Below are 4,810 nucleotides of genomic sequence, written 5' to 3'. Positions count from 1 at the left end.
CGCCTGTGAACGGCATCCTGGGCAATGTCAGGGAGCTCCTGGGCGGGCCCCTGGAGGAGGGGCGCACCGAGAAGGCCCTGCAGCTCATAGAGCGCTGCTGCGGCGACATGAACAAAATCATCGACAATATCCTGGATTTTTCCAAGCTGGAGGCGGGGAAGTTCACCCTGGAGCTTCGGAAATTCCATTTTCGAAATATGCTGGATTACGTGAAGGCCCAACACATCAGCAGAATCACCGAGAAGGGGCTGGATTTCTTCCTGACCGTATCGCCCCAGGTGCCGGAGTATGTGGTGGGGGACGAACTGCGCATCGTGCAGATTCTGAACAATCTTCTGTCCAATGCCCTGAAATTCACCGCGGTGGGCAAAATCACCGTCCAGGCGCTGCTCACCGCCAGGGTGGGCGACAAGGCGGAAATCTTCTTCATCGTATCGGATACGGGGATCGGCATCGCCGAGGAGGATCGGGATAAGCTGTTCCAGAGCTTCTCCCAGGTGGACGCCTCCATCTCCAGGAAGTACGGCGGCACAGGCCTTGGCCTGAACATCTGCAGGCAGCTGGTGGAGCTCATGGGAGGCGGCATCGACGTGGAGAGCAGGAAGGGCGGCGGCAGCAGCTTTTCATTCTCCATATGGGTGGAGGACTGCGGGGAGGAGACGGCCCCCAGTGTCCCTGCGGACGATGTTGAAGCAGCGTTTTCCGGCATGGCCCATACAGATGCCGATGAGGAGGACGGCCAGGCGCTGAAGCGTTACGGCACTCCCGCCAACAGGGAAGCGCTGAAGAAGAACCTGTCGAAGCTGATCCTGAGCGTGGAGATGGAGAACCTGGAGAAGGCGGAGATGTTCATGGAGACGGTGAGGCAGCTCACCGCGGACGCGCCGCCGGACATCAGGCGCCTGGCCCTGAGGCTCAAGATGGCGATCCAGAAGGGGGACTACGAGAAGACGGCCGCGGAATTCGACAGGCTGTACCAGAGCAGCCTGGGTCAGGGCGGGGCCGCCCGGGACGCGGACGCGGCGTCTGACATTTGAGGAAGAGCAGGGAGGCTGCAGGCAGGGAGGTGCCGGGGATGGAGCATGCGGACAAAGGCGCGGCCAGGATTCTCATTGTGGACGATCTGGAAGCGAACAGATGCATCCTGGAGGAGATCATTCAGGACATGGGCTGCCGTCCCGTGGCGGCGGCCAGCGGGGAAGAGGCGCTGCGGCTGATTGGGGAGGCACGCCCCCGGCTGATCCTGTCCGACATCTCCATGCCGGGAATGGACGGCTATGAGCTGTGCAGGGCATTGAAGAACGATAAAAAGACAAAAAATATCCCGATTATCTTCATTTCCGCATACGATAATCCGAAAGATATCATTGAGGGCTTTTCGCTGGGCGGGGCTGACTACATCACGAAGCCCTTTGTGCCGGAGGTAGTGCAGGCCAGGGTGGGGGTGCACCTGCGCCTCTATGAGGCCAGCAGGGAGCTGGAGGAGATGAACCACAGGCTCCACGCCTCCCTGAGCGAGCAGCTGAAGCAAATCGAGCAGGAGAAGAAGGACGTACTATACGCCCTGGCGGGAATCGCCGCCAGGAATTCCTGTTACCGGGGGGCGCATATAGAGCGCCTGAAGGAGAACTGTAGGATCCTGGCCCAGGGGATGCAGCTTTCCCCGCTGTTCGAGGATAAGATTTCCGATGCCTGCATCGATACCGTGGAGCTGGCGGCGCCGCTCTGCGACATCGGCAATATCGGAATCCCGCTGGAGCTTTTGCGCAAGGCGGAGGCCCTGGACGCGGGGGAGATGGCGATTGTGCAGACCCATACAACCATCGGCGCCAAGCTCCTGGGCGACCTGCATGTGGGCAGCGACTACAATGACTTTGTCCGCATGGCCGTGGACATCGCCCATTACCATCATGAGAACTGGGACGGCAGCGGATATCCTGAGGGGCTTGCGGGGGAGGCCATTCCCCTGGCGGCGCAGATCGTATCCATCGTGCAGGCCTACTGTGCCCTGACGGACAAGAAGCACTACAGCAGGGAAGAGGCCTTCCGGATCCTGGAGGGGGAGGCGGGGATAAAGTTCAATCCGGATATTTTCCGGATATGCCGCAAGATATCCCGTCAGTTATGCTGAGGCGGGAGGACGGATATAGATTCGTTGACGTACAGCAATATTATGCTGCACATCAGGCAGTATTCAGCGTTATGTAGTATAAGAATATGAGCGCCCGTGCAGGCCACGGGGCAGGAGGTGGGATGAACTGTGATCAAGGATGAGGAATTTATACGGATCGCCTCTCATATGAAGCAGCGCTACGGAATCGACCTTTACCAGAAAAAGGTCATTGTAAACGGGCGGCTGGAGAATTATATTAAGAGGGGCGGCTGGAAGACATTCGATGAATTCATGAACGCTGTGGAGCATGATACCACAGGCAATCAGGAGAAGATGCTGGTGAACTTCCTCACCACCAATCATACATATTTCATGCGGGAATTCGAACATTTCGACTTCTTCAAGAGCCAGGTGCTCCCCTGGCTGCGCCAGAAGGAGGCGGCGAGGAAGGATCTGCGGATCTGGTGCGGCGCGGCTTCCTCCGGGGAGGAGCCCTATATGATAGCCATGGTGCTGACGGACTTCTTCGGGATGGAGCACAGCCAGTGGGATACCAAGGTGCTGGCCACGGATATCTCCACCAAGGTGCTGCAGAAAGCCATGGCGGGAATCTACTCGGACGAACAGCTCAAGAATATCCCGGAGCACTGGAGGAAGAAGTTCTTCCATAAGCTTGCGGGAGGCACCCAGTATCAGGTGAAGCAGGAGCTGAAGGACGAGGTCATCTTCCGGCAGTTCAACCTCATGGATCCGTTCCCCTTCCGGCGGAAAATGCATACCATATTCCTGCGGAACGTGATGATATATTTCGACGACAAGACGAAGCGGGAGCTGGTGCAGAAGGTCTATGACGCGCTGGAGCCCGGGGGCTATCTGTTCATCGGGACCACGGAGACCATCGACAGGAACAGTACGCCGTTCCAGATTATTCAGCCCTCCATTTTCCGGAAATGAGCCAGGGCCGGGGGACAGAAGCTGGAACAGATAATAGGGATAATAAATTGGGATAGAAAAGCAAAGAGGGGGACAGGGTGATATATGCTGCCGATTAAGGTTTTGATAGTGGATGATTCCATCGTGTTCCGGGAACTGCTGGTCCAGAATCTGGGCAGGGATCCGGCGATACAGGTGGTGGGGACGGCCAGGGATCCCTTTGAGGCCAGGGACGCGATCCTGGCCCTGAAGCCGGATGTGATGACGCTGGACATCGAGCTGCCCAGGATGAACGGGATCGAGTTCCTGCGAAAGCTCATGCCCCAGTACCCGCTTCCCGTGGTGGTGATCAGCTCCCTGAGCGACAAGGTGTTCGACGCCATGAACGCGGGGGCGGTGGACTTCGTGGCCAAGCCCGCGGTGTCCAGCAGGAAGCAGCTGGAGGACTTCGTCCGCAACGAGCTCCTGGTAAAGATAAAGATAGCCTCCAGCGCCAGGATCAGCAATATCAAGAAATCGGTGATGCTGAACCACGCGAACCCGGAGCGAATGGCTGTAAAGGGCAGGAATCTGGTGGTGGCGATCGGCGCCTCCACGGGGGGGACGGAGGCCACCTCCGCCGTGGTGCGGCAGTTCGGCACGGACATTCCGGGAATCGTCTGTGTACAGCACATGCCGCCGGGATTCACGCAGATGTACGCCAAGAGGCTGGACGATGAGTGCCAGATCCGCGTCAAGGAGGCGGAGACCGGGGACAGGGTGCTGCCCGGACATATGCTGATAGCCCCCGGAGGCGACAGGCACATGAGGCTGGTGAAGGTGGGCGGGAGCTACCAGGTGGAGATCAAGCCCGGGCCCAGGGTGAACGGGCACTGTCCCTCCGTGGAGGTGCTGTTCGACTCCGTGGCCAAGGCGGCGGGGCCTGACGCGGTGGGCATCATCCTGACGGGGATGGGCGGAGACGGCGCGAAGGGGCTGCTGGCCATGCGCAAGGCGGGGGCCAGGACGATCGGGCAGGACGAATCCACCTGCGTGGTCTATGGGATGCCGAAGGTCGCATATGACCTGGGGGCGGTGGAATATCAGGAGAAGCTGACGGACATCGCCCAGAGGACATACGCGTTATTGAATAAAATGTAAAGGAGAAAAGACATGAAGATTCTGCTGGCGGAGGATGATTTCGCGACAAGGAAATTTATGGCAAGCTTTCTTGCGAAGTACGGTGAGTGTGATGTGACGGTGGACGGCATGGAGGCCGTGGACGCGTTTCTGATGGCCCTGGAGGACAAGGAGCCCTACGACCTGGTCTGCCTTGACATCATGATGCCCGTGATGGACGGGTATCAGGCGCTGATGGGCATCCGCAATCTGGAGAAGGAGAGGAACATTCCGGCGGACAAGGCAGTGAAGGTCATCATGACCACTGCCCTGAACGAGGAGAAGAACGTGAAGATGGCGTTTGAGCTGGGGTGTACCATATACTCCGGAAAGCCCATCGATCAGGAGCGGTTCGAGCAGGCGATGAAGAAGCTGAACCTGATCTGATCGGCAGCTAAGAGATTAAAGTGCGCTGCCTGCGCACCCAGGAAAGGAGATAGATATGGCGGGAGATTTTAACACAGAAAGCATGCTGGACATGTATCTGTTCGAGAACGGTCAGCTGCTGGAGCAGCTTCAGGAGACTGTTCTGGAACAGAAGGATGCGGACTGCTTTGACGAGGACAGCATCAACGAGATATTCCGGACCATGCATACCATCAAGGG

General features: G+C 58.2%; 5 protein-coding genes. All 5 read left to right on the top strand.

Translation table 11 applies throughout. The features are described 5' to 3' along the window. Positions 1–1,037 (top strand): ATP-binding protein (locus tag Q2B33_RS23250; protein ID WP_300819790.1); only part of this gene is annotated, 1,037 nt, incomplete at its 5' end. After that, positions 1,034–2,131 (top strand): two-component system response regulator, encoded by a 1,098-nt coding sequence (locus tag Q2B33_RS23245; protein WP_300568385.1) that lies wholly within the window; start codon positions 1,034–1,036, stop codon positions 2,129–2,131. The genes Q2B33_RS23250 and Q2B33_RS23245, both read left to right, overlap by 4 nt. 129 nt (positions 2,132–2,260) lie before the next feature. After that, positions 2,261–3,067, top strand: coding sequence for a protein-glutamate O-methyltransferase CheR (locus Q2B33_RS23240; protein ID WP_296474453.1), 807 nt, complete (start codon positions 2,261–2,263; stop codon positions 3,065–3,067). 84 nt (positions 3,068–3,151) lie between these two features. Beyond that, positions 3,152–4,186, top strand: coding sequence for a chemotaxis response regulator protein-glutamate methylesterase (locus Q2B33_RS23235; RefSeq protein ID WP_296461740.1), 1,035 nt, complete (start codon positions 3,152–3,154; stop codon positions 4,184–4,186). Between the two features lie 12 nt (positions 4,187–4,198). Further along, complete coding sequence (locus Q2B33_RS23230; protein WP_296461738.1) at positions 4,199–4,591, top strand: response regulator; 393 nt, start codon at positions 4,199–4,201, stop codon at positions 4,589–4,591. The last annotated feature ends 219 nt before the right edge of the window (positions 4,592–4,810 follow it).

Origin of the sequence: uncultured Acetatifactor sp. (assembly GCF_948601915.1) — a bacterium.
In the GTDB taxonomy this organism is placed as follows: Bacteria; Bacillota; Clostridia; order Lachnospirales; family Lachnospiraceae; genus Acetatifactor.
The sequence above is the reverse complement of the archived record's forward strand: the minus strand, read 5'-3'. Positions and strand labels throughout refer to the sequence as shown.

Coding starts and splice junctions, on each gene's coding strand:
- Q2B33_RS23235 (WP_296461740.1), top strand. CDS start 3,152: ATGCTGCCGATTAAGGTTTTGATAGTGGATGATTCCATCGTGTTCCGG.
- Q2B33_RS23230 (WP_296461738.1), top strand. CDS start 4,199: ATGAAGATTCTGCTGGCGGAGGATGATTTCGCGACAAGGAAATTTATG.